21 protein-coding genes are annotated in these 24,071 nt (G+C 45.5%); 8 read left to right on the forward strand and 13 right to left on the reverse strand.

Annotated features, from left to right (window positions below):
* Positions 1-21: 21 nt before the first annotated feature.
* The 3 genes from FHS57_RS19270 to FHS57_RS19280 all read right to left on the reverse strand — a co-directional run bounded on the left by FHS57_RS19270 (position 22) and on the right by FHS57_RS19280 (position 3,767).
* Positions 22-549, reverse strand: a complete 528-nt coding sequence (locus tag FHS57_RS19270) for a hypothetical protein (RefSeq protein ID WP_183976559.1) — start codon at positions 547-549, stop codon at positions 22-24.
* A 125-nt stretch (positions 550-674) separates the two neighbouring features.
* A complete protein-coding gene (locus tag FHS57_RS19275) occupies positions 675-2,474 on the reverse strand; it encodes a serine hydrolase (protein ID WP_183976561.1) in 1,800 nt (599 codons plus the stop codon).
* Between the two features lie 390 nt (positions 2,475-2,864).
* Positions 2,865-3,767: a helix-turn-helix transcriptional regulator gene (locus tag FHS57_RS19280; protein WP_183976563.1), complete on the reverse strand. Its 903-nt coding sequence runs from the start codon at positions 3,765-3,767 to the stop codon at positions 2,865-2,867.
* A gap of 138 nt (positions 3,768-3,905) precedes the next feature.
* Here FHS57_RS19280 and FHS57_RS19285 point away from each other — a divergent pair, with 138 nt between their 5' ends.
* Positions 3,906-5,477 carry a Na+/H+ antiporter gene (locus FHS57_RS19285; RefSeq protein ID WP_183976565.1) on the forward strand — a complete coding sequence of 524 codons (1,572 nt, stop codon included), beginning with the start codon at positions 3,906-3,908 and terminating at the stop codon, positions 5,475-5,477.
* A 79-nt stretch (positions 5,478-5,556) separates the two neighbouring features.
* Here FHS57_RS19285 and FHS57_RS19290 read toward each other — a convergent pair whose 3' ends face one another.
* The 8 genes from FHS57_RS19290 to ruvC form a co-directional block, all read right to left on the reverse strand.
* Positions 5,557-6,186, reverse strand: coding sequence for a porin family protein (locus tag FHS57_RS19290; protein ID WP_183976567.1), 630 nt, complete (start codon positions 6,184-6,186; stop codon positions 5,557-5,559).
* Between the two features lie 72 nt (positions 6,187-6,258).
* Complete coding sequence (locus tag FHS57_RS19295; RefSeq protein WP_183976569.1) at positions 6,259-6,732, reverse strand: hypothetical protein; 474 nt, start codon at positions 6,730-6,732, stop codon at positions 6,259-6,261.
* A gap of 35 nt (positions 6,733-6,767) precedes the next feature.
* A complete protein-coding gene (locus FHS57_RS19300; RefSeq protein WP_183976571.1) occupies positions 6,768-7,490 on the reverse strand; it encodes a YiaD family glycine zipper/OmpA-like lipoprotein in 723 nt (240 codons plus the stop codon).
* 227 nt (positions 7,491-7,717) lie between these two features.
* The gene (locus FHS57_RS19305) at positions 7,718-8,512 is read right to left on the reverse strand and encodes a transglutaminase domain-containing protein (RefSeq protein ID WP_183976573.1); all 795 of its coding nucleotides are present in this window, start codon (positions 8,510-8,512) and stop codon (positions 7,718-7,720) included.
* Positions 8,513-8,566: 54 nt separating this feature from the next.
* Entirely contained in the window at positions 8,567-9,025 is a 459-nt protein-coding gene (locus FHS57_RS19310) for a hypothetical protein (RefSeq protein ID WP_183976575.1), read from the reverse strand.
* A gap of 32 nt (positions 9,026-9,057) precedes the next feature.
* Positions 9,058-10,878: an alpha-amylase family glycosyl hydrolase gene (locus FHS57_RS19315; protein WP_183976577.1), complete on the reverse strand. Its 1,821-nt coding sequence runs from the start codon at positions 10,876-10,878 to the stop codon at positions 9,058-9,060.
* A 114-nt stretch (positions 10,879-10,992) separates the two neighbouring features.
* Positions 10,993-12,195, reverse strand: coding sequence for an AI-2E family transporter (locus FHS57_RS19320; protein WP_183976579.1), 1,203 nt, complete (start codon positions 12,193-12,195; stop codon positions 10,993-10,995).
* A 148-nt stretch (positions 12,196-12,343) separates the two neighbouring features.
* Positions 12,344-12,931 (reverse strand): crossover junction endodeoxyribonuclease RuvC, encoded by a 588-nt coding sequence (gene ruvC / locus FHS57_RS19325; protein WP_183976581.1) that lies wholly within the window; start codon positions 12,929-12,931, stop codon positions 12,344-12,346.
* Between ruvC and FHS57_RS19330 the strand changes: the two genes are divergently transcribed.
* Positions 12,930-13,928 (forward strand): lysylphosphatidylglycerol synthase domain-containing protein, encoded by a 999-nt coding sequence (locus tag FHS57_RS19330; protein ID WP_183976583.1) that lies wholly within the window; start codon positions 12,930-12,932, stop codon positions 13,926-13,928. The two genes, ruvC and FHS57_RS19330, sit on opposite strands and share 2 nt — an antisense overlap.
* Before the next feature lie 83 nt (positions 13,929-14,011).
* Here FHS57_RS19330 and FHS57_RS19335 read toward each other — a convergent pair whose 3' ends face one another.
* Together FHS57_RS19335 and nuoL are read right to left on the reverse strand one after the other, a co-directional pair.
* Positions 14,012-15,598, reverse strand: coding sequence for a complex I subunit 4 family protein (locus tag FHS57_RS19335; protein WP_183976586.1), 1,587 nt, complete (start codon positions 15,596-15,598; stop codon positions 14,012-14,014).
* A gap of 9 nt (positions 15,599-15,607) precedes the next feature.
* Positions 15,608-17,602, reverse strand: coding sequence for an NADH-quinone oxidoreductase subunit L (gene nuoL / locus FHS57_RS19340; RefSeq protein WP_183976588.1), 1,995 nt, complete (start codon positions 17,600-17,602; stop codon positions 15,608-15,610).
* Positions 17,603-17,788: 186 nt separating this feature from the next.
* Between nuoL and FHS57_RS19345 the strand changes: the two genes are divergently transcribed.
* The 6 genes from FHS57_RS19345 (at position 17,789) to FHS57_RS19370 (ending at position 24,043) form a co-directional block, all read left to right on the forward strand.
* Positions 17,789-19,717 carry a BamA/TamA family outer membrane protein gene (locus FHS57_RS19345; protein ID WP_183976590.1) on the forward strand — a complete coding sequence of 643 codons (1,929 nt, stop codon included), beginning with the start codon at positions 17,789-17,791 and terminating at the stop codon, positions 19,715-19,717.
* Positions 19,718-19,876: 159 nt separating this feature from the next.
* Positions 19,877-20,368, forward strand: a complete 492-nt coding sequence (locus FHS57_RS19350) for a MarR family winged helix-turn-helix transcriptional regulator (protein WP_183976592.1) — start codon at positions 19,877-19,879, stop codon at positions 20,366-20,368.
* Positions 20,369-20,517: 149 nt separating this feature from the next.
* A complete protein-coding gene (locus FHS57_RS19355; RefSeq protein ID WP_183976594.1) occupies positions 20,518-21,132 on the forward strand; it encodes a YceI family protein in 615 nt (204 codons plus the stop codon).
* A gap of 130 nt (positions 21,133-21,262) precedes the next feature.
* A complete protein-coding gene (locus FHS57_RS19360) occupies positions 21,263-22,402 on the forward strand; it encodes a hypothetical protein (protein ID WP_183976595.1) in 1,140 nt (379 codons plus the stop codon).
* Between the two features lie 98 nt (positions 22,403-22,500).
* The gene (locus FHS57_RS19365; protein ID WP_183976597.1) at positions 22,501-23,409 is read left to right on the forward strand and encodes a DUF72 domain-containing protein; all 909 of its coding nucleotides are present in this window, start codon (positions 22,501-22,503) and stop codon (positions 23,407-23,409) included.
* 133 nt (positions 23,410-23,542) lie between these two features.
* Entirely contained in the window at positions 23,543-24,043 is a 501-nt protein-coding gene (locus FHS57_RS19370; protein ID WP_229601397.1) for a QcrA and Rieske domain-containing protein, read from the forward strand.
* Positions 24,044-24,071 lie beyond the last annotated feature (28 nt).

The following is a 24,071-nucleotide window of genomic DNA, read 5'->3' on the forward strand; positions in this document are numbered from 1 at the left end:
GCCTTTTTCGCACCTAAGGGGTCAGATATGAGTATCCTCCCGCACGTTTGGTGCCGTTGGTTTCTCCAAACCAACGCAGAGGTTTCTCAAAACCTCGTGATGGGTCGGATATAAGTATCCTCCCGCACCTTTGGGTCGGATATGAGTATCCTCCCGCACGTTTGGTGCCGTTGGTTTCTCCAAACCAACGCAGAGGTTTCTCAAAACCTCGTGATGGGTCGGATATAAGTATCCTCCCGCACCTTTGGGCCGGATATGAGTATCCTCCCGCACAGTTGGTGCCGTTGGTTTCTCCAAACCAACGCAGAGGTTTCTCAAAACCTCGTGAACCGTTATTGAAGGTTTTGAGAAACCTTTGGGGCGGATATAAGTATCCTCCCCAAAGGTTGGTCGTGCTGTTGGTTTCTCCAAACCAACGCAGAGGTTTCTCAAAACCTCGCGAACCGTTAGCAAAGGTTTTGCGAAACCTTTGGTGGTCGGATATAAGTATCCTCCCGCACGCGTATCCTCTCGCACGGGCAGGGTTAGTGCGTCGAACGGTAAAGCCATTGGCCAAAATCATAGCCACTTCCAAAAATTTTAAATAGGCAAGCGGCTATAAATACCACTACAAAAACTTTGAATAGCTTGGATTTTACCAGTTGAGAAGTTTCCATCGTTGTGAGTCGTTTAGTTTATGCTTTCTTTTTGAGGGCTTTGAAGATGCCATTAGGTTGGGTTAGCAAAAATTCCTTCGCATCTTGGCTGAACGAAATCGAATAGCCGTTCAATCCCTTTAGCCGAAACTTTCCTTTCCCGAGCGCTTCTAATTCGCGGGTAGGCTGGTTGGGGAGCGATAGGTACAAAATTTCGTCAGCATTAAGGTCCACTTTCATGGCCATACCATTGAGATTATACTCGCCTACGTAGCGTTGAAGGACAACTTTGGGTAATTTTTTGACTTTAGGCAACCACGTAAATTCCAGCGGATGAATCAATTCAGGTTCAAAAGCAATGGAAGCACTGGCTATTTCGGCCTCAGTATTTTGGTTAAATACAATTCGCTGAACACTACTTTCGGATGCCACTTTTCCATTTTTATCGACAGGTAAGGCGTCAAAAACGTCGTGCCCGTAGGGGCGTAAATACCATTGCTGCAACGGAAAAACGGCAAAAAGCGAGTCATTACGGTTCACAATTTCAAACGTTCCGTATCCTTTGTGTTGGAAGTAACCCTCGTATTCGTCTGCTGGATGCGCGGGCTTGACGTTGGTTTTGGTCAAGCTCGCCATTTGGCTCTTGGCACTCTTGGCAGCGTTTTTGGCCGCCATGTCGGAGGTGTACAGGTAGCTTTGCCAATCTTTGTCGGGGAGGCCGAGCATTCGGTCGGCGAGAATGTTTCGAACAACGGACGGAACCCGCGACACGGCTTGGTTGCAGAAAACAACAATGCCTACGCCGTCGGTGGGAAAGAAGCAAGTGTTGGTCGAAAATCCTGAGATATTTCCGCCGTGTTCTACCCGATAATGTCCGCGATAGGAAGATAAAAACCAGCCAAGGCCGTAATTCTCAAAGTGTAATGAGGGGTTGCTGGTCGATGGGGCAGCGTCACGCACAATCATTTGGGAACTGATGGCTTCGCGTACGTAGTCGGCAGGGAGGAGGCGTTTGCCTTTGTAAATGCCGTTGTTTGCCCACAACATGACCCATTTGGCCATTTCACTGACGGAAGTATTAATACCTCCCACTGCCGACATCACATCTAGGTTGAAGTAATCCAAGGGTATAATTTTGTCATCTTCAGAAACGGTATAGCACAACGAACGGTCGTTGTAAAGCGTCATGCTATCGACCGAAAAAGTAACGTCTTTCATTCCTAAAGGCTGAAAAATGCGTTCCCTTACAAAAGCACGGTACGATTGCCCAGAGAGGTTTTCGACCATTTTTCCCTGTGCCGCAAACATGAAATTGTTGTATTGCCATTTTTCGCGCAACCCATAATTAGGCTCTAAGTACTGAACCCGTTTGAGCAACGTATCCACGGAATGGGTGGAAAATAGCGCCCAGGCTTGGTCGTGGCGAGGCAAGCCCGTTCGGTGGCACATCAAGTCGCGAACGGTGATGTTTTTGTTCATCTCCTCGTTGTAAAACGACAATTGAGGTAAATATTCGCGGACAGAATGGTTAAAGTCAATTTTATTTTCGGCTCGTAGCAAGCCTAAAGCGGTGCAGGTAAAGGGTTTGGTACAGCTTCCTGCGGCAAATTGGGTGTACTCGGTGACGGGGCGCTTGGTGTCGATATCGGCATAACCAAAGCCTTTGGCATAGATAATTTTGTCTTTTTCCACCACTGCCACGGCAAAACCTGCGCATTTCCATTCGTTGAGGACGCGGGCAAAGAGGGTGTCCAATCCTGCAAAACGGGCGTCGGGAGTGGGTTGCTGGGCAAAGGCAGTGCTTACTAAAAGCGTCAAAAATAGGATAGTTTTCTTCATCGTAGTGTGTTTTCAAACTGTGGGGTAAAACTACGGCGAAGCTGAGGAAACGGTTTGTCAAATCCTGCTAATTCGTAAAAATGATAGGTTGAACGCATCAAAATAGAAAGTAACTATTTATTGCTCCAGAGGAGCCATATCTTAGTAGAAAGCAATAATTAGGTTCTTCAGAAAGCCCCATGGGGGTGACCTCTTTCACCGAGTATTGGCCGCTCCGATGGGGCTTTGGGAAGGGGGTATTTACATTTTCTACAAATGTTTCGCCTCTCCGAGGCTGTTTCTTTAAATGCGTTTAACCTGTAAAAATGACGGCTTTTTATGGAGCAAATAAATTGTATCCCACAGATACTCACAGATTGAAAAAACACAGATGCACGCAGAAACTTAGGGCTAGAAACTTTCTTTTTGAAGCCAACTGGTGGGGGAAATACCAAAGTGTTTTTTAAAAGCTTTGCTAAAGGAATGGATGTCAGCAAAACCAGAGGCTATTGCTGCTTCAGTCACCGATGCTCGTTCGCGACCAAGCAACTGAGCGGCATGATTTAGGCGTTTTTGGTGGAGGTATTGGTGGGGAGTGTGGCCAAAAACTTGTTTAAAAAGACGAAAAAAATGATACTCTGAAAGGCAAGCCTCGGTAGCGACGGTTTCGATGGCTAGTGGAAATTGAAAAAGCGCGTCGATGCACTCTTTGCCCCGATGAAGTCGGCGGTAGAGGTCTTTCTTTGTGGAGGGTTTAAGGCTGGGGATGGCATGAAGTTGCTTAAAAACAGGTATTTGGTCGGCAACGATTAGCTCCGAAAGCGTATAAAAAAAATCGTTTTCAATGGGGGAGTTCAATAAGTCATTCTGTAAAAAATCTGTATGAAGTTGCCGTAATAGGTGCCCTAAGCGGGTGTTGGTGGCCGAGTATTGTTGTTCCAAAAAAAGATGTGAGCTAAAAAAATGGCCTAAATTCGCGTCGGGATAAGCCGTATCTGGTCGCTGGCGACTGGCGACGACGTCGGCCAATAATTCAGGGACTATATTGATGCAAATTCCTTTCACAAATTCGCCTTTGTCTATTTCTACGTGACCATCGCTGGTATTGTTAGATAGCAAATAGTTGCCCGCCCCCACGGGATACGCCTGCCCGTTGAGGGTATAATGTTCGACCCCGTTGAGCACGTATTTAATGGCAAAACCGTGTGATTTGATGGGATGGTAAAATTCTTTCAATGACGAAACCACCAGCAAATTGTTGCGGAAATTGACTCCCTCCAATACATTTTTGGTTTGCTCCGATAAATGAACCATGGCGTTTTAAAGCGATAATTTTTCAAATAAAGTACTTATCCATTGCCGACAACCGATTATTTGATGAGTGGTGTAATTTTAATTTTTATGTACATTTGAACGTCCACCTACCCATCAAGCAACAAACCTCTTACATCTATGATTGAACATTTTCCTTTTTTTCTCGCGCTGATTGTCGTCATTTTGTTACTGATTATGCTGGCCGACAAGATAAAAGTAGCCTATCCTGTGCTGTTGGTCATCACGGGCTTAATCATCAGTTTTTTTCCTGGTATCCCAAAAATACAAATCAAACCTGAGCTAATTTTTATCATTTTTCTGCCGCCGTTGTTGTACGATGCTGCCTTTGCCATGTCGTGGAAAGAACTGTGGCGTTGGAGGCGTATTGTTGGCAGTTTTGCATTCGTTGTGGTATTTTTAACGGCCTTTTCGGTGGCGTTGGTGGCCAATTGGTGCATTCCTGGCATTTCGTTGGCATTGGGCTTTTTGTTGGGTGGTATTGTTTCCCCGCCCGATGCAGTAAGTGCCAGTGCCATCTTAAAATTTGTGAAACTTCCACGACGAATGTCCTCCATCATGGAAGGAGAAAGCCTACTCAATGATGCTTCCTCGCTGATTATCTTTCGTTTTGCGATGCTCACCGTCGCCACGGGTCAGTTTGTTTGGCACGAGGCGGCGTTAAGTTTTGGGTGGATGGTCATTGGGGGTTCGGTGATTGGATTAGCGGTAGGTTGGTTGTTTATGAAAGCCCACCAACTATTGCCTACCGACGCCAACATTGACATTGTACTTTCGTTTGTGACGCCTTATGTGATGTACATCGCGGCCGAAGAAGTCCACAGTTCGGGGGTCTTGGCGGTCGTGAGTGGTGGGTTGTTATTGGCCAACCGCAGACATATTTTTCTCTCAAGTTCGTCACGTTTACGGGGGGTAAACGTGTGGCAAAGCTTTGTTTTTGTGCTCAACGGCGTGGTCTTTTTACTGATTGGCTTGGACTTGCCCGAAATCCACGAAGGGCTGAAACAAGAGGGAATTGCGCTCCCGTTGGCCATTGGATACGGCTTGGTCATTACCGCCGTGCTTATTATTGGGCGGATTATCGCTTCATTTGGCGCTGTGGTTACGACCAAAATAATGAGTCATTTTATACAAGTAGCTGATCCCAACCCAGGCTGGAAAGCCCCAGTTTTATTGTCTTGGTCAGGGATGCGCGGCGTTGTGTCGTTGGCGGCGGCGCTTTCCATTCCTGTAGAGGTAAACGGCGTTCCTTTTCCCCACCGAAACCTTATTTTGTTCATTACGTTTGTGGTGATTCTTACGACGTTGGTACTCCAAGGGCTTACGTTGCCGTGGCTGATTAAAAAGTTGGAACTGCCTGATTATGGGGATTATTTGCCCGAAGAAGAAACCGAAGCAATGCTAAAAAGGGGAATGGCCGAACATTCGTTGCACTATTTTCACCAAAACTATCGTAAACACCTCGTTACGAATGAAATACTACGGACTAAAGTGGCATTGTGGGAGCAAAAAAGCCATGAGGAACCTGAAGAACTGACCGAAGAAACCAAGCGCATTTACTTGGATGTATTGGAACAACAGCGGCTTTGGCTGCAAAATAAAAACAATACAGATGATAAAATCGACGAAGAAATTGTGCGAAAACTGTTGCACGGAATTGACCTAGATGAAGAGAAACTGAGGTACTCGTAGCAGTGAAGAGGATGTTGGCGGTGTGGGAAGGATGTTAGCGGTGTGGGAAGGATGCTTACATCCTCCCCAACAGCATTGCCTAGAACGTAAAACCTACGCTGATTTGTCCCACGGAATTTTTGGCGTTACCCATAAATACCTTGGCGGCATCGCTCGTTGCTACTGGACGAAGCCCGTAATTGTAGCGAGTACCAATCATTAATTTGCCAAAATAGATGCTCAAACCTGCCGAAAGTCCGTAATCAATTTCGTTGAAATTGCCCTTGCCGAGTTCGATTTGAGTGGATCCTACATCGCTTTTACTTTTGGTGTTGGCATTGAGCAAATAGCCCCCGTAACCACCCGCGTGTAGGTCAACAAAATTGCCAATTTTATACGTTAGCAACACAGGAACTTCTACATAATCGAGGCTAAAAGTATTTTCTCCTTGAAACGTATTGAGAACGTTGTATCTGGCCGTCGTTCCTTTGTTGCTGTACCCAATTTCGGGTTGGAGATACAATTTATTTTTCACCAAAGGTAATTGGGTAAATAAACTGGCGTGAAAGCCGTAGCGAGGGTTGCGGTCGGTAACTTCATCGATGTACATATTCGAGGCGTTTAGACCACCACGGATACCTGTTCTTGCTCTGTTTTCAGTGTCTTGAGCGAACGAAGTAAGGGCTGATGCTACAAAAGCGATGGCTAAAATGATGTGTTTGCGATTCATGGCGATTGTTGATTTTAATGTTTGATAATGGTTGAATTTGAACAATAAAGAGTTGTGCGTAACTCGTTCCACTTAAAAAGCATATCGGATAGAAATGGCGGCTTCGTCGCCCCAGAACCCATTGTCCACGCTGAAATTGAGGGTTGGTTTCCAGTCAATGCCGATGTTGATGGGTACTTCACGGAAGTTGTATTCTAGTCCTAAAATAGCATCTAGTCCTGCGATGCTAGACCGTTGGTAAGGCGCGTAGCCACGGTTTCCTTCTCCCCAAATATAGACGTGGGCTCCTGCGCCATAGATGAAATTGAGGCGATTGATTCCCAAAAAGCGGGTGTGCCCTTCGATAAGTCCCGTCAGACCTACACCCCGCCAACGGGTAGAAACAATTCCTTCGAGGGCTACGTTACGCTTGGTAAAGTGCTTGATGGTGATCCCGTTGGTAGAACCTAAACGTAGTCCCACGGCCGTACGGTAATCTTGGGCAGAAGCACTAAAGGCTGTGCTTAGGGTGGCTACTAAAGCGATGATGAAGAGGCGAGTTCTCATGGTTTTGGTATGTTAAAATAAGTTAGGTATGGTGCTTACTGGGCATTAAAGGCCGATTGAGCGGCTTGTTGTTTTAATTTTTCGTTGGCAAAAATTCCAATTTCTACCCGACGGTTTTGCTGGCGTCCCGTTTCGGATGCGTTGCTTGCTATGGGATTTGCTTCGCCCAAACCGATAAGTTTTACCCGATTTGAGGCAACACCTTCGCTTACCAAGAAATTGGATACGGCAGCGGCGCGTTGTTCTGACAAGGTTTTGTTGAAGGCTTCGCTACCCACGTTATCGGTGTTTCCTTCAATGAGCAAATTGGTGTGGTCGTCGCTTTTGAGAGTGGCGGCCATTTTTCTCAAATTACCGAGTGTTTCGGGACGAAGTTTGGCCGAGCCAAAGTCAAACAGGAGTTGGTCGTTCATCGTGAGTTTTACCCCTTCTCCAACGCGTTCTACTTTGGTATCAGGACCCAAATCTTGGCGAAGTTTTTCGGCTTTCTTGTCCATCGACTGCCCGATGATGGCACCCGTTGCGCCACCGACGGTTGCCCCAATGATGGCCCCAATGGCGGTATTTCGGTTGTTTTTACCAATGATTCCTCCAATAACCGCTCCTGCTCCTGCACCAATCAAAGCGCCTGACTGCGTTTTTTTGAGCTTGGTTTTGGTCGTTTTTTTCTTCGAAGACGTTTGGGCTTGCGATGGTATATAGAGGCTCGGTGCTACTAATCCGAAACAAAGTAAGTAGGTGATTATGCTCGTTTTCATACTGTGTTGATGTTAAAGATTGACGCAGTAAAAGCTAAAAAAGCTGTTCCAGTTATTGTTGAATTTTGTACTAAGAAGTTGATATTCAAGGTTTTGATGTGGTTTTTGTTGGAGTTGTGGGTGAGGAAAAAGTGTAGAATATTTGCCCCATTTTTCCCAAATGGCCACAAAAAAAGCTACACCAAAATTGATGCAGCTTTCGAAACATATAAAAAGCGGAAACCTTATTATTCTTGAAAAACTTGTACATTGACCGTGAGCGATTGCAAATTAGCCGCTCCAAACTGCGTGACCATGGCTACGTCGGCGGCATCGCGGCCGTAGCCAAGTACGACCCGACAGCCTTGCGTTTGCGGTTGAACAGCATCAAAGGTGTACCATTGATTACCGACATACGCTTCAAACCAAGCGTGCAGATCCATGTATTCGAGTTGGTCCAAAAAGCCGACCGTCATGCGGGCTGGAATGGACAAACTGCGGCACAATGCAATGGCAAGGTGGGTGAAATCGCGGCAAACCCCCACGCGTTGTTGCGCCGTATCGAGGGCTGTGGTAGTAGCGTTGGTAGTGCCATATTGGTAGCTAATCGACTGATTAATCCATGTCCTTATTGCTTCCACTTGGGCATAACCTAGTTCGCTATTGCCAACAATTTCTCTGGCAAGATTTTGAATATCAATTAAATCGGATTGGCAATACCGACTAGCCAACAAATACATCATCACTTCATTGGGAAGCTCGGCTACAGGAATATAAACGGGTAGAGGAATGGCTGGCGCCAAATAAGGCTGCACAAGTGCCTCCACGTCGGTCGTGATAGTGACATCGCCAGCGGGTAAAATCGCACGCTGACATTGATTGCCGTAAGCATCAATGTATTCGGTAAAAGGTACGCTTGGCTGGATGCTAAACTGCTCCTTTACAATGGATTGCCCATCGTGGCGATACGGACGAAGCATCATCTGAACAGGCACAGGCTGGGGAATTTGGTAAATGAGGGTACTTTGGCCTTGGAGTTTCATGAGAGGAAGTGAAAAAGTCCAGCTCCGTTGTGGAGCTGGACTGGGGTGTAATGGCTAGTTTTCAAAATCTTTTTGCATGGCGTCAATGCGGTCGTTAAGGTCGCGTTTAAACTGTTTCCAGTCGCGCTTAACGTCTTTTTTTACTTCCGCCAAATCATCGTTTAGGTCGTTCAAGTTTTCTTTCAACTTGTCACGTTTTGCCTCTAATTTATCCTTTTCTTTGGCCGACGCCTTTTTGATTTTTGCGTTTAGCTCGTCAAGCTCACTGTTGATGATTTGACGGCGATTTTCAATTTTAAGCGATAGCTCTTCACGGGCTTCTTTTATTTCTTCCGCCGTTTCTTCTTTGGCTTCTTTTACGTCTTCGGCTACGTTATCAGCCGCATCTTTTACCTCATCTTGGGCATTTTGTACGTTGTCGGCTACGTCGCGTTTTTCTTCGCGTGAGCAGCTTGACAATGAGATGGTTCCGAATGCCAACATGGCGGCGACGATGATGGTTGCTTTTTTCATGATTTTGTGATGTTTATGAGTGAAATAGTATGTTATTCTTCGAGTGAATAAATGAGGGCAGCATAAGCTCCCAAGGGAACTTGGACCAATAAATGTTTGGGGTCTTCGACCCCAACAGAAATGAAATCACTGGTAAAATGGTTGTCAAAATCGGCGTCGTAGCCGTCCCAGTCGCTGTTGAAACGCAGTCGCCAGTGCCCTCTTTGGGGAAAACGAATGCCAAAATCGTGGGCAGGTTCTTGCGAAAAGTTAATGATAACAAGGGTGTTGTCGTTGTAGCCACCGTTTCGGAAACGATAAAAGACGATAATTTTAAGTTCATGGTCAAGGTGCAATACCATCGCGTGTTGTCCCGAAAGCCCAGCTGTGGTTTGGTGTTTGTTGAGCCTTAGATGAATCAAATCTCGGTAAAGTTTGGCAATACCTTTGTGGGCCGAAAGCCGATTCCAATCAATTGGGTCGGTATCATCAAACCATTTGTCTTCGAGCAATGCCTGTCCTTGAAAAAGCATCGGAATGCCTGGCGATGTGAGCGTAAGCACGGCTCCTAAGATGGAACGTTTCTTGGCATACCAGTTATCGACGTCGCCTTCACCCGCAATTTCCTGAACAACCCGTGCCTTGCCGTTGGCCACTTCATCGTGCGATTCGGTATAAATGACCCGTTGAAAAGCGTCGTTGTTGTATTTGTGCGTAATGGCATGGGCAATCGCATCCATGTTTCGGTCGGCGTCGTGCATCGCAATGATGGCCTCCCGTACGGGGTGGACAAACTGTGCATCCCATTGGCTACTGTACCCAAGCCCACCGTTTGATACACTATCGGTGATGGATGAAAGGGTGTGGAGGTCTTCGGCAACGGTAAATTTGTGGGGAAATTTTTCCCTGATTTCCGAATTAATCCACTGTATCAATGAATAGCCTTCCGCTAAATCGTTGTCGGGGTTTCCGTCGGCGTTGACATTCCGCATGTACGGAATCATGTCCATTCGGAGGCCATCCAAACGATATTCTTCGAGCCACATGAGGGCATTGTCACGAATATACTGGCGTACTTCTGGCCGACCGTAATCGGGACGCGTGTCTCCCCAAGGGGTAGTGGCTCGCCAATCGTTGTAAAAATAAATTCCTCCAAGATTGTTCTCACTCCAGCCGTCAAACTGCCATAAGTCCATGTCAGTGGGGCCAAAGTGGTTATAAACGACGTCCAAAATAACGGCAATGCCTTTTTCGTGGGCGGCTTTTACAAAACTTTTCAACCCCAACGGCCCACCATATTCCGATTCTACGGCGAAAGGATGCGCAGGGTTGTACCCCCACGAGTACCCGCCAGGAAATTCGGCAATGGGCATAATTTCTACAGCATTGATTCCTAGTGCTTTAAGGTAGTCGAGGCGTTCGATGGCTGAATAAAAATCGCCAATTTGACCTTCCCCTTTTACGTTAAAAGTTCCAATGTGCAGTTCATAAATGACCATTTCGTTCCAGTTGGGCATCTGAAATGAGTCATCATTTGCCCAATCAAAATGTGGGTCATGCACGATGCTGTTGCCAACCGAATTGGTCAATTGTCGGGCATAAGGGTCGTTGCGCATCAATTCTGTAACCTCCGTGAAAAGCACGTATTTGTATTCCTGTCCAATTGTTGCGTCTGGAACATTGACCGACCAATACCCATTTTCTTCGTGCGAAAGGGGCGTTGCTTCCTTGTTCCAACTGTTGAAATCTCCAACTACCGATACTGCTTTGGCGTTGGGAGCCCAAACCCGAAACGAAACACCTTCCGAATGTGGTACGGCTCCCATGCCTGCAATGGTACTTGCTTGTATGTCTGAGATTTCAATTGTTTTCATGGCCTATTTGCTGTTTTCTAGTGGTTTAGAGTCTTGCTATTTAATATAAAAATCGTATGCCAAGCCCATTTGCTACCAATATTGGGTAAAAAATGGGGAATTTATTCCCCGATATTACGATGCTTTTTTGACAGGTTTTTTCTTGTGGAAAATAGCCTTTACTTCATCGGTAGTTTCGTGGATGGTTTCTACCAGTTCTCGTTCGAGGGCCTGAATTTTGGTGCTTTTTAGTTCGCGTTCTTTGTCCACCTCAGGTTCTCCCAAGACGTAACCGTAGGGTTTTAGGTAAGAAACTGAGTCAAAAATGACTTTCAAGATGGCCGTAAGTGGTAAAGCGAGGGCCATTCCTGCAATGCCCCACAGCATTTCGCCAAGAAACAGCGCTACAATAGCAGCCAGTGGGTTGATGCTGATTTTGGAACCCACGATGTAGGGCGTAATAAAATTTCCTTCTAAAATTTGGACAAAGAAAAAAATGCCAGCCACGCCGAGTGCATACATGGGCGATTCTTTGGTAACAAGCGCTACTACAATGGGCAGGATAGAACCGATGAGTATCCCAAAATACGGAATGATGAGCAAAATGGCCGCCAAAAAACCAAAGAAAAAGGCCGATTGAATACCCAAAGCCAATAGCCCAATTGAATTTAGCGTACCTACAATAAGCGTCACCAGAAACAAGCCGTAGAGGTAATTGTGTACGACTTCATAAATTTTGCTAAAAACGCCGTTCAGCTTTGACTTTGGGGTGTTGCTAAAAACCTTGTACAAAAACTGCGTAAGCATGTTGCGGTAATACAACACAAAAAAGATAAAAACGGGAACTATCGCGAGCATTCCGAGCATCGAGCCCGTGGTCGTAACGGCTGAACCAACCATATCGCCGCTTTTGGAGCTTAGGTTTTGGGTATATTCTTGCAGCTTATTCACTTGCATTTTGTGGGAAATCTTCAAATGCTCGTACGCCCATTGCTGTATCTGCGCCGCGCACGATTCCATTTTGGAAAGCATTTGAGGGAGCATTTGCATAAATTCGTTGACCTCGTACCCAATCACAAAGCCAATCCCTACAAAGACGGCCGTAAACGCTAAAATAGCGAGGGTGATAGCCAACGTACTCGGAAGTCCCTTTTTTTCGAGCCATTGGGTAAGGGGAAACATGGCCATCGACAAAATGATGGAGAAGAGCAGCAGGGTAACAATAGACCCCAAAATATGCATCCAGTACACCAATAATGTGACACTGAGCAATACGAAACCCAAACGGGCAACGTACGGAAGCTGAAACGCGGTAGGAGGTGTTGTAGTCGGTGGCATACGAGTAAAGGTTAAAAGACCTGTACTATACGCTTAAATCATTGTTCCAGTGGTTCGTGTGGCGAGTTCGTAGATGTTTTTCCCCACCTTCCCGAAAGTTTCAAACTTTCGGGAAGGTAGCTGTTAACTTTCGGGAAGGTGGAAAAAATTACTTGATTCGTCCTGGATTTTCGCTGGCAAAGGCTGACCAACCGCCTTTTTTTGCGCCTTTCTTTTTGGCTGCTGCCGATGGTAGGGCGTTGGCGTGGTAATGATGGCAAATCGCGATGGCGACGGCGTCGGTGGCGTCGAGGTATTCGGGTTGTAGTGGCATTTTTAGGATACTTTCCAACATAAAAGCCACTTGTTCTTTAGACGCATTGCCGTTGCCCGTTACCGACATTTTTACGGTCTTGGGCGAATATTCCACAATCGGAATGTTTCGGTTGAGCGCAGCGGCCATCGCTACACCCTGAGCACGCCCCAATTTGAGCATCGACTGGGGATTTTTTCCGTAAAAAGGGTCTTCGACGGCCATTTCATCGGGCAAAAATTCCTCGATAAGTTGGGTGATACGGTCAAAAATTTTCTTCAGTTTTAGTTCATGGCTACTATATTTGTCGAGTTTTAGGACGCCGTATTGAAGTAAGTCGATACGAGCACCGATAATACGAATGACACCGTATCCTGCAATACGGGTTCCAGGGTCAATCCCTAAAATAATTTTTTCAGTCAGATTTGATTGTTGATCTTGCATGACGCAAAGTAACAGCCCTTCGTGGTTTTCTCGGCTTTCTTCGCTCAAAAAAATCACTTGGGTGTTCAAATGGCTCCTTTTTTTGGGGATGCTGCTCTACCTTTACGTCAGTGTGGAGGCCAAAGGACAAAGTTTGGGGGAAGTATATCGGCTTCTGCGTTTTCATTTGCAGCAAGGGCATTGGGGAATCCTCGGATTCGCCCTTTTTCTGACCCCCATCAACTGGGCTTGCGAAAGCCGTAAATGGCAACTTTTGGCCCAAAAAATCGAAAAAATCAGCTTTGGACAAGCCTTTCAAGGGGTGCTTTCGGGACTTGCACTGGGGTTTTTGATGCCCAACAACGTCGGTGATGCGGCAGGAAGGGTACTTTCGTTACAAAGTCACCAACGCCTGTCGGGGGTAGGGGCGGCACTGCTTTCCAATGGATTACAGTTTTTTGTGTCCTTGTTTTTTGGTACGTTGGGTTGGGGTTTTTGGGTATATCATCAAGCTACTTTACAACAATGGCCGCAGCTATTGCTTCTGCTGGTTTTGGTGATGACCCTTGTTTTTGGCGTGGTATTGATGGCCAAACGCGGCGAAGCCGAGCAATTTTTGGTTCGTTTTCGATTGTTTCGATGGGTGGATCCTTACGTAAAAGTCATTGCCGAATATACACTATCCGAAATTGGCCAAGCGTTTCGTTGGGCAATCCTGCGTTATGGCGTTTTTACCCTTCAGTTTGCGTTGCTACTTTGGCTTTTTGAGGTAAATCTCCCTTTAGATGTTGCCATAGCGGGTATATTTCTGGTATTTTTTGCCAAAACCCTCATTCCTGCCCTCAATTTTTTGGGCGATTTGGGTATTCGAGAAGCTTCTTCCCTTTACGTTTTTAGCTTTTACGACGTCGAACCCGCGCGTATTTTAGCAGTAACGCTGACGCTTTGGTGTATGAATATCCTTCTTCCTGTACTGATAGGAACGGTTTGGACTTTTAAACTAAAATGGTGGAATTGAGGGCATATGTGAGTCAGGTTGCTCACAACCTGACCAACGTATTGTTCTGATTGTGTTAAGGGTTGCTCACAACCTACCCCTGTTTATTCAAAAACCTTGAGCAATTGACTCACTGTTTTGTCCGAAAGCTGGAAGAGGCTATTGGGCAAAATCCCGATGAGGAACGCCAACAATCCAAGCGGCACCAACATCCATTTTTCACGTGCATCGAGGTCATACAAAACCGCCAAATCGTCTTGATTTTTGGCCCATAATTTCCCCAAAAACATCCGTTGGAGTGTCCATAAGAAATAAGCGGCGGCTAAAATAATGCCTACGGTGCCAAGGGCTGCTACCCAAGTTGGAACTACTGCCGATTTGAAACCTCCCATGAGGGTGAATAATTCGCCCACAAAGCCCGAAAAACCTGGCAAACCCAGCGAAGCAAAGAAGGCCACTCCCGTAAGTACAGTATAAACAGGCATTGGGCCAATCAGCCCACGGTAGCTGTCGATGAGGCGGTTGTGGGTACGGTCGTACAGGACGCCCACCACCAAAAATAACATGGCCGAAAGCACCCCGTGGCTTACCATTTGATAAATGGCACCGTTGATACCCTCCGACGTAAGCGAAGCAATTCCGAGTACGACAAAACCCATGTGCGACACCGACGAATAGGCAATCATTTTTTTAAGGTCGTTTTGGGCAAGGGCATTAAAACCGCCGTAAACAATGGAAATGACGCCCAAAAGTGCCAAGACGAAGGCATATTCATTGGCTGCATCAGGAAAAATAGGGTAGGCGATTCGCAACAAACCGTAGCCCCCAATTTTTAGCAAAATCCCCGCAAGCACCACCGATACAGGCGTTGGGGCCTCTACGTGGGCGTCGGGTAGCCACGTGTGCAAAGGGACAATGGGAAGTTTGATGGCAAAACCAAGAAACAGCAACCAAAAGGCCAGCATCCGCGAAGGAATTCCAAATAAATAAACCTCGCCCGACAATGATAATAAGCTGTTGGGCAAGTAGTTGCGCATATCTGTCATGTAACGAAGGTCGAAGGTGTGTACCAACGTTTGGGTTAATTCTGACTCAACAGGGTCGATAACCGACAAATACAGCCCAATCATTACAATCAGAATGAGCAAAGAACCGACAAGCGTATAAAGGAAAAACTTAATCGACGCATATTCGCGGCGGGGGCCTCCCCACAGCCCAATCAAAAAATACATGGGCAGGAGCATAAACTCAAAGAAGAGGAAAAATAAGAAGAAGTCAAGGGCGATAAAACATCCTGTAATACTGGTAGTTAACAGTAAATACAAGGAGAAATAAGCCTTCTCGCGTTTGTCAATAGTCCACGAAGAAATCGCTCCCACCAGCATGACGACCGACGTTAGTAAGACCATCGGAAAACTGATACCGTCAATTCCGAGCAGGTAATCAATAGAAACGGTGCCCATTTTGCCCAACGAAAGCGTAATCCAATCTGCTTTTTCTACAAATTGGGGGGCTGGGTTGGAAGGGTCGTACATGGCGTATAAAACCCCCGATACAAGTACTTGACAAGCTGTAAAAAACAACGTAATCCATTTGTACGTGTGTTTGAAACGGTTAGAAATCAGGAGAATAGCAATCGTCCCTACTAAGGGGTGAAATACAAAAAAAGAAAGTAGATAAGGTATCTTCATAACTTAGTTTCAGTGGAGTACCCACAGGATAACAGCGATAATTCCTACGAGAACGACTACAAAATAAGATTGGGCTTGGCCGTTTTGGAGGTTGCGGGTTCGGCTGCCGACAAACCTTGCCAGCCAGGCCGCACCGTTGACTGCTCCATCGACGACCATTCGGTCAAAACGACCAATAATATGAGCGATAATGACGGTTAAATAAGCAAATCCATTGACGGTTACATCCACAATTTTACTATCGAGATGATACAGCCATTGTCCAATTTTTTGGAGAGGACTTATTAAAAATAAAAACTGCTCCGTTTCGGGGTCATGCTCCCTCAGAATTTGGAGTTGATGCTTGACCGAATCCCACCCTTGTTCGTATGCTTTTTTGATGGCATCGTGCAAGGTTCCAAATTGCTGAACAAGAGATGGAATGTTGTGATTAAAAGTACAAATGTATCCCAAACTAATGCCTATTGTTGCGACAATTATTGATAAAGTAGCAACAATAGTATGCCATTCATGGCTAACTTTGCTAGGAAAAAGTTGGAAAAACCAACCGTGTGCGGCGTCTAAAGGGTTGACTGAAAACCACACAAAAACCGACAATCCTGCCAACAAAACCATCGGGAGCTGCATGAGCTTATCGGCTTCGTGTATGTCAGGCGAGTGAACCACCGTTCCGGAGGCAGGTCGGGATAGAAAGACCAAACGCCATTGTTTCGTAATATAAAAGGCCGTTAATCCAGCTGAGAGAAGCGCTGCAATGGGTAACACGTACGCAATAGCAGTTCGTTGCGAAGCCCAGGCAAATGCTTCTACCAAAATCGCATCCTTCGATAAAAAGCCCGAAAAGAACGGTAAGCCTGCCAATGCAGCCGCGCAAATCGAATAAGCAATGAAGGTGATTTTCATTTTGGGGCGTAAATTACCCATTTGTCGCATGTCTTGTGTATGCACCGCGTGGATGACAGCTCCTGCGCACAAAAATAGCCCTGCTTTGAAAAAAGCGTGGGTTAGTAAGTGAAACAAAGCCGCTTCGCGCGCGCCAATCCCCATTCCGAGTACCATCAAACCTAATTGTGAAATGGTGGAGTAGGCCAAAAGTTTTTTGATGTCTGTTTGAAAAATGGCGCGATAAGCACCCATCACCATGGTAATTCCGCCAATGAGGGCGATGATGGTAAGGGCATCGGGCGTCAATAAAAAATAAATTCTTGCTAACAAAAAAATCCCCGCTGCCACCATTGTTGCGGCGTGAATCAGTGCCGAAACGGGCGTTGGGCCTTCCATGGCATCGGGCAGCCAAGCCGAAAGGGGAAATTGTGCCGATTTTCCTACCGCTCCACAAAAAAGCAGCAAGCCAATGAGTGTCAATTCATTATCAGAAACTGTAAACCGTAAACTGTTAACCGCCAACTGCGAATTTAGCACCGATAGTTCGCTCGTTCCGAAATACCAAAATAAGAGCAAAATTCCCATTAAAAAGCCTGCGTCGCCAATTCGGTTGAGGATAAAAGCTTTTTTTGCCGCCCAAACGGCTCGTGGTTTTTCGTACCAAAATCCAATTAATAAATAGGAAGACAAACCCACTAATTCCCAACCTACGTACATTAGAAATAGGTTGCCAGCGAGCACAATCAATAACATCGAAAAGACAAACACGCCCAAAAAGGCAAAATACCGCCAACGACCCGCATCGTCGTGCATGTAGCTGATGGAGAAAAGCTGAACCAACAACGCCACAAAATGCACAAGAACAAGCATGATGAGCGTAAGGTTGTCGGTTTGAAGCGATAACGTAAATGATTTTTCTTTGAGCTGAAACCACTCAACGGCAAACTGCTGCGGAGCATGTACCCACGATTGAAACAGATAAAGAGAGATACCAAGCCCGAGGAGAGAAACAAAGGATGCGACACAACCTGCCCAAGCATTGGCTTTTTTGCCTACTGACAACAGCCCGAGGCAACTAACCAAGGGCAAAAAAAGAAGAATGAGTAGCTTTGAAAACATTCAAACGTTAGCCTTTTGCGAGGGCAAAAGTAAAAACTATCTGCCAACTTTCAGAAGTTTACTGCAAAGCTGTTTCTAAAAATTCGCAGAAGAGTAATGATTTTGACTAAGTTTCTTTAATTTTCAACTGAATTTACTCGTATGTAGTACTACGAATCGCAAGTGGTGGTAAGGGAAATGGCTTTTATGATAAAAAATGGACTTTTGTGGGTGGTATTTGTGCTGATGACGGCATCGTCGCTGGCGCAGAAGCCCGCTATTGAACGTCCTGACCCCCGAAAAACGACAAAAGTCAAAGACACAACGCGCGTTTCTCTGCCCATTGATAGCCTTTTTAAAGCGAAACTAGATGCCCCCACCGCCAAAGATACCGCCTTTGGGAAAACGGCTAAAAAGGTGATTCCCAAGACGTTTTACAATGTATTGTTTCGAGATATTGATCGGCACATCGACTCGGGACAAGTGGCCCAAATGGAACAAAATCCGCATTTGCCGTTTGCGGGTCGTTGGATTCGCGAAATCCATATCCATAGTTTAGATGTTTTTGGTTACAGTGTGCATGATACCTTACAAGTACCAGGAAATTGGACCGAACGCACGGGAAATAAATTGCACCGAAGTACCCGCGAACGAACCATTTTAAGAAATTATCTTTTTTTTGAGGAAGGCGACGTTATTGATCCCGAAAAAATGCGCGACAATGAGCGTTATTTGCGTCAACAGGGAATTTTTCACGACGCACGCATTGTCATTGTACCCTTTCGCAATGCCAAAGATGCCGTCGATGTCCACGTTTATACCCAAGATTTGTGGTCGCTGCTGCCCGATGGGTCAGCCTCAAATTTTGATAATTTTACGATTGGCATAGAACAACGAAATTTTCGCGGCCTGGGGCAGTCGTTCAAAAATACGGTTTCGTACAACGGCCGCGACGAACGACAGCGTTTGGAATATGCTGGGCGCTATTTTATTCCTTCTTTTGGCAAAACGTTTGTGGCAGGGGAGGGGATACTCAACGTGCAGCGCGACCAAAAACAACTTTCTTTTAAAGCCTATCGTCCTTTCCTAACCCCCCAAATGAAATATGCGGGAGCCATCGAATTGGGATACTACAATCGTCGGTTGTTTGAATTTACCCTCGATTCCCTGACTGGGCGCTCCGTTAGGAATTATTTTTGGTCGCAATACGTATTGTTTGATGCGTGGATGGGACGCTCTTTTCGTATATTTTTTGGAGATGATAAACTGCGTGAACGGGCTCGGTTTGTGGTGGCTTTGCGGCATACTCGCCAATCTTTTTACAATCGTGACCGCAGCGTGACCGATAGTACCAACCAACTTTTCCAAAACACCCGCCCCACTTTGTTGAGCATTGGGTATTCTAATCGCCGATATCAGCGCGATTTGCTTATCTATGGTTTTGGCCGAACTGAAGACGTACCTGTGGGAGATTTGGTGTCGTTTGTTTATGGCAGCGACCCTGCCGAATTGGGTGACCGAAAGTACATAGGTTTAAAATATTCAAGGGCGCGTTACATTAAAATTGGGTACTTATATAACCTTACTAACATCGGCACTTACATAAAAGATGGCGCTACCGAGCAAGGGGTTTTTAGCACCGAAAACAATTACTTTACTCCATTGCATCGCTTTGGAGGAGAATGGTACGCGCGGCATTTTATCAACCTCAAATTTGCTTGGGGGTTCAATCGGTTTGCCAATGAATATTTTAACATAAGTGGCAACGAAGGCATTAGGGGTATTTCCAGCGACGAGCTGCGCGGTACCCGAAAATTGGTCATTGGTGCGGAGACGGTTTTCTTTAGCCCTCTCAATTTTTTGGGTTTTAGGGTAGCACCTTTTACTTTTGCCGATTTGGGATGGACTGCCTTTAGTGGACAATACCTCTTCCGAAACAAACCTTTTGCTGGCTATGGACTCGGATTTAGGTTCCGAAACGAAAACCTGACGTTTACAACTTTTCAGGTTCGACTGAGTATTTATTCGGGAATCCCAGACATTGGGCAGCCATTTCGGGCCAATTTTGATGGAGTCCCACCGTTAAGATTTAGGGATTTCGATATTTCGGCTCCTGAAATCGTCCAGTTTAAGTAAAAAGAAAATAATTGTTGAAATTTTGTTAATTATCTAATTGGATGATTATCAAAGAGATAAATTTTTATTTTCAATTTTTTCTAAAAAAATAAATTAAATGTATTGACATATAATGTAAATACATCATATATTTGCAACGTCAAATATGACACACGTACCATGTCTATCGAAACTGACATCAAACAAACAAAGTTTAAAAACCCGTATCAGCGAGTCGCAATTAACTTGCTTTATACAACAAACTGGTTATCAAATAGTCAGGCTTGTCTATTGAAGCCCTACGATTTGACTCCTCAGCAATACAACGTATTACGCATATTGCGAGGTCAACATCCGAAGCCAGTACGAGTAAATGACATCATTGAGCGGATGCTCGACAAAATGTCGAACGCGTCTCGCTTGGTGGATAAACTACTGGCAAAAGGCTATGTTCGTCGTACAGAATGCCCCAGCGACCGCCGAGCGGTAGATGTAGTAGTTACTGACGAAGGACTAAAGATTTTGTTGGAACTGGACAACATGCAACAAGAATGGGAAAACCAGTTGAAGCGGCTGACCGAAGAAGAAGCGAGCACACTAAGCGACTTGCTTGACCGCCTCCGAGGGTCATGCGCTGCTGAAGAAGGCCAGTGCCCATCTGTCGAAGAATAGGTTGATGCGAACTAATTTTGCACATTTAACTGTTGTAAAATCAAAACCTATTAATTCGATAAACCTAGTTTATAATTAGTACATTTTTAACGTTTAAAACTTTCAAAATTCACAATAAACACTAATTTTTTTAACTACAATTAAGTACAATGAAAACAATGAAAATGATTGCAAGTGTGTTGGTAGCTGGTTTGTTGGCCGTTAGCGGTGCTTCTGCTACTGAAAAAAATAGCTCGAAAAAAGCAGTTGCCTACAAAGTTGATGCGTCGAAAAGTGTGGTAAAATGGCACGCGAAAAAAGTAACTGGTGAACACTACGGAACAGTAGCATTGGCAAATGGTTCGTTGAACGTGGACGGCGCTAAAGTAACTGGCGGTTCTTTTGAAATTGACTTGACAACCATCAAATGTGATGACTTGACAGATGCAGGTTACAACGCGAAATTGGTGGGTCACTTAAAATCAGATGATTTCTTCTCGGTAGAAAAGCATCCAAAAGCAAAATTCGTCATCAAGAAAGTGGACGGAACTGGTGCTAACATCAACATCACTGGCGATTTGACAATCAAAGGAATTACTCAAAGCGTAACTTTCCCTGCGACAGTGAAAGCAGATGCGAAAGGCGTAAGTGCTAACGCGAAAATCACGCTTGACCGTACAAAGTGGGATATTCGTTATGGCTCAAAAACATTCTTTGCTAACATCGGTGACAAAGCGATTTATGATGATTTCGCTATCGACTTGACATTGGCTGCTGCAAAGTAACTTGACCTATTTTGAGAAATCAGAAAGCCTCTCCTGAGTTTTGGGAGAGGTTTTTATTTTTTCAGGGGAATGTAATTTTTGAACCTACCCATCGTTTTTTCAATAATGCGATTCCTGACTGCGACCACTTATGAAACGCCTAATCTGCCTATTAACAGCTCTTTCAAGTTATTCGTTTGCCCAATCTCCTGCGGCAACTCCAAAAACTGACACTTCGGAGGATGATGCCTTCGTTTGTCATTATTTTGGATTCAAACAACTCCAATCGCCCAAAGACATTTGTAACTACCTGAGCTTTCGCTCCAACCAACATGCAGAAGCGGTCGTGGACCGAATCTTAAAGCAAGTGGGCTTGTTGCGAAACTTTATCGTGGTCGAGTGTCCCAACACCGAAAACTGCTTTGCGACGGTGGTGGACGGCCAACGCTACATCGTTTATGACGGTGCGTTTATGAAGCGCGTTGAAAACGTAACCCACACCGACTGGTCGGCCATCAGTATTGTAGCGCACGAAATTGGGCACCATTTACAAGGCCACACCATTGATGGAAAAGGGGCGCGTCCGCAAAAAGAACTCGAAGCCGACCGTTTTTCAGGTTTTGTCATGCAGCGCCTTGGGGCTTCCTTAGAAGAGTCGCTGGTGGCCATCAAAACCTTGGGTGACGACAAAGCCACGTATTCTCATCCTGCCAAAACATACCGCATTGACGCCATTCGGCAAGGTTGGATGGATGCGGCAGGGCTAACAACGACCGCCACACCGTCGAAATCAGAAGCACCCCTAACGGCCAAAAATCAAAGTAAAATTCCCGTAACTGTCGCCTCTACAAGCACGGGTTCGTTTCCAGCTTCCGACGATGACGAGGAGGAAGAAGAAGACGACAAGGTAGGGTGTACTGCGGGAAATTGTGAAAATGGGTACGGCATTTATGTACACGAAAGCGGCGAGCGATACGAAGGAGATTTTCGGATGGGGCGACGCCACGGCATTGGAGTTCAATACTATCCCGACGGAAAAATGAAGTACAAAGGTGATTTTCAGGCCGACCAACGTGCGGGCTACGGCGCTTATTATTTCCCCAATGGCGATAAGTACGTCGGAATTTTTCAAAATAATTTACCCAATGGAAAGGGAACGTACTATTACGTGGATGGTGATCGATTTGTGGGTATCTTTGCCAACGGAAAACGCAACGGACAAGGCGCATTTTATCACCGTAATGGACGCAAAGAAGTTGGAGTCTATACCAACGACGAGCGAGTAAAATAGAAATTACCTGTTTTATCAAACATAATAAACATCATTTTGTTGTAAATTGGCGAGCCGCTGTAAAAAGCGGCTTTTGGTTTTTTAAAGCGAATACCTACATGGATTTTGGAAAATTAACGGATATTTCGGGGGTTAATTTTGCGCTACCCACTGACCCAGTTTTCAATCAGAGTGTGTTAAAAGGAACTCCCATTGCGGGAGAAAAACAAGTATTTGTTGGGCCACCCATTTGGGCCAATAAAGAATGGGTGGGGAAAATTTATCCCACCACGGCCAAAGAAAAAGATTTCCTTTACCATTATAGTCGTCAGTTCAATACGATTGAATTAAACGTAACGCACTACCAAATTCCGTCGGAGTCCACCATTCAGCGGTGGAAAGAGTCGGTGCCTGCTCATTTTAAGTTTTGCCCCAAATGGCCCCAAGAAATAAGCCATGACCGCCAATTGCGCGGTTGTGAACCTTTAAGCGACGCATTTACCAAGTCGGTGTTGGGCTTAGAGGCTAATCTTGGTATGACTTTTCTTCAACTAGGGCCGTATTTTGACGCGCGCCAATCCAAGGTGTTAATGACTTTTTTGAAACAACTCCCCCCTAAATTTCCCATAGCGGTCGAATTTCGTCACCCCGATTGGTTTGCGCAACCAATGATTTGGCAAGAAACCTTGCAGATGCTGCACGAGCTAGGCGTGGGCACAGTCATGTCGGATGTGGCAGGCCGCCGCGATGTGGTTCACATGGGCCTGTCAAATTCAACGCTTACGCTCCGCTTTGTGGGCAATGAACTTCACCCGACCGACTACAGCAGGGTGGACGAATGGGTACAGCGTTTAAAAAATTGGTTTGAAACGGGGTTGTCAACCGCCTACATTTTTGTTCACTGTGGTGAAAATCTTCATGCTCCCGAGCTGTCGAGCTATTGGATTGAGCAAATAAATAAACACTGCCACTTTGCACTCTTAGCTCCTCGTATTCAGCCTAAAGTAATCCAAGGCTCGTTGTTTTAATTGCTTCTCTTTTGCTACAAGGCATAAAAAAAAGTGCCGTTCACGCAACCATATCGGTTGGAGACTCGTAGATACGTTCAAAAGGAGTTTTTAACCAACAATCCATTTTTCTTTCAACATGAAAAATCAAACCATGAAACGAGGACAATTTTTGCGCAATTTGGGGCTTAGTAGCAGTGCGTTAATGGCATTTTACTGCATGGGAACAACCCTGACAGCTTGCTCAAGCGGGAGTGTTGACCCAGATACTTCTGGAACAGGCTCAAACACAGGGACAAATACAGGCACCACTGGCTTGACTGGTAACGCGGATTTGAGCAAAGGAGCGATTAGTTTTACCCTTGATTTAACGTCAAGCACCTACTCAACTTTAAAAACGGATGGACGCTTTGTGGTAGTCGGTAGTGTGATTGTGGCCAATGCCAAAGGCACCATCGTTGCCCTTTCAAAAACGTGTACCCACGAAGGTACAACCATTGATTACCGCTCGGCTCAAAATGATTTTTATTGTAGCAATCATGGTTCAGAATTTAGCACAACAGGTGCTGTAGAAGTCGGACCAGCTACCAAAGCCTTGACAGTATATAAAGCCCAACTAAGTGCCAATGGCAATACGCTCACAGTAAGTGCCTAATTTCCGAAGTTCCTCAATTAATAAAAAG

The organism is Runella defluvii (assembly GCF_014195535.1).
Classification (GTDB): domain Bacteria; phylum Bacteroidota; class Bacteroidia; order Cytophagales; family Spirosomataceae; genus Runella; species Runella defluvii.

Coding starts and splice junctions, on each gene's coding strand:
- nuoL (WP_183976588.1), bottom strand. CDS start 17,602: ATGTTTTCAAAGCTACTCATTCTTCTTTTTTTGCCCTTGGTTAGTTGC.
- FHS57_RS19370 (WP_229601397.1), top strand. CDS start 23,543: ATGAAACGAGGACAATTTTTGCGCAATTTGGGGCTTAGTAGCAGTGCG.
- FHS57_RS19305 (WP_183976573.1), bottom strand. CDS start 8,512: ATGAAACTCCAAGGCCAAAGTACCCTCATTTACCAAATTCCCCAGCCT.
- FHS57_RS19290 (WP_183976567.1), bottom strand. CDS start 6,186: ATGAATCGCAAACACATCATTTTAGCCATCGCTTTTGTAGCATCAGCC.
- FHS57_RS19280 (WP_183976563.1), bottom strand. CDS start 3,767: ATGGTTCATTTATCGGAGCAAACCAAAAATGTATTGGAGGGAGTCAAT.
- FHS57_RS19320 (WP_183976579.1), bottom strand. CDS start 12,195: ATGCCACCGACTACAACACCTCCTACCGCGTTTCAGCTTCCGTACGTT.
- FHS57_RS19360 (WP_183976595.1), top strand. CDS start 21,263: ATGAAACGCCTAATCTGCCTATTAACAGCTCTTTCAAGTTATTCGTTT.
- ruvC (WP_183976581.1), bottom strand. CDS start 12,931: ATGCAAGATCAACAATCAAATCTGACTGAAAAAATTATTTTAGGGATT.
- FHS57_RS19275 (WP_183976561.1), bottom strand. CDS start 2,474: ATGAAGAAAACTATCCTATTTTTGACGCTTTTAGTAAGCACTGCCTTT.
- FHS57_RS19330 (WP_183976583.1), top strand. CDS start 12,930: ATGACGCAAAGTAACAGCCCTTCGTGGTTTTCTCGGCTTTCTTCGCTC.
- FHS57_RS19350 (WP_183976592.1), top strand. CDS start 19,877: ATGTCTATCGAAACTGACATCAAACAAACAAAGTTTAAAAACCCGTAT.
- FHS57_RS19310 (WP_183976575.1), bottom strand. CDS start 9,025: ATGAAAAAAGCAACCATCATCGTCGCCGCCATGTTGGCATTCGGAACC.
- FHS57_RS19345 (WP_183976590.1), top strand. CDS start 17,789: ATGATAAAAAATGGACTTTTGTGGGTGGTATTTGTGCTGATGACGGCA.
- FHS57_RS19355 (WP_183976594.1), top strand. CDS start 20,518: ATGAAAACAATGAAAATGATTGCAAGTGTGTTGGTAGCTGGTTTGTTG.
- FHS57_RS19270 (WP_183976559.1), bottom strand. CDS start 549: ATGGCTTTACCGTTCGACGCACTAACCCTGCCCGTGCGAGAGGATACG.
- FHS57_RS19365 (WP_183976597.1), top strand. CDS start 22,501: ATGGATTTTGGAAAATTAACGGATATTTCGGGGGTTAATTTTGCGCTA.
- FHS57_RS19295 (WP_183976569.1), bottom strand. CDS start 6,732: ATGAGAACTCGCCTCTTCATCATCGCTTTAGTAGCCACCCTAAGCACA.
- FHS57_RS19285 (WP_183976565.1), top strand. CDS start 3,906: ATGATTGAACATTTTCCTTTTTTTCTCGCGCTGATTGTCGTCATTTTG.
- FHS57_RS19335 (WP_183976586.1), bottom strand. CDS start 15,598: ATGAAGATACCTTATCTACTTTCTTTTTTTGTATTTCACCCCTTAGTA.
- FHS57_RS19315 (WP_183976577.1), bottom strand. CDS start 10,878: ATGAAAACAATTGAAATCTCAGACATACAAGCAAGTACCATTGCAGGC.
- FHS57_RS19300 (WP_183976571.1), bottom strand. CDS start 7,490: ATGAAAACGAGCATAATCACCTACTTACTTTGTTTCGGATTAGTAGCA.